Raw genomic sequence first — 433 nt, 5'->3', positions numbered from 1 at the left:
GTCCCAAACGTCCTGCCGGTACATTGGCAAGCGTAGCCGCTTTTTGCTCATCAGTCAGCTCATCAGTCATATCTGTTTGAATAAAACCTGGAGCCACAACGTTTACAGTAATACCGCGCGAAGCCACTTCACGGGCCAAGGATTTTGAAAAACCGATAACACCCGCTTTGGCAGCGGCATAGTTTGCTTGCCCAGCATTACCCATGGTGCCGACAACCGAGCCGATGTTAATAATACGCCCTGACTTTTTCTTCATCATTGGCCGCAACACCGCTTTCGATAAACGATAAATAGCCGACAAGTTGGTGTCGATAATGTCCTGCCACTCATCGTCTTTCATGCGCATTAAGAGGTTATCGCGGGTGATACCGGCATTATTAACAAGCACATCAAGATCGCCGAAATCAGCTTTAATGGCCGCTAACGTGTCAGC

At 48.5% G+C, this 433-nt stretch carries 1 protein-coding gene; it reads right to left on the bottom strand.

The window, feature by feature from the left end; genetic code table 11:
- On the bottom strand, nucleotides 1-433 hold a 433-nt coding region (locus CWB98_RS23635), incomplete at both ends, for an SDR family NAD(P)-dependent oxidoreductase (RefSeq protein WP_138546990.1).

The organism is Pseudoalteromonas rubra, from assembly GCF_005887115.1.
In the GTDB taxonomy this organism is placed as follows: Bacteria; Pseudomonadota; Gammaproteobacteria; order Enterobacterales; family Alteromonadaceae; genus Pseudoalteromonas; species Pseudoalteromonas rubra_F.
Note: the sequence above shows the minus strand (reverse complement) of the source record. Positions and strands in the feature narration are given on the sequence as shown.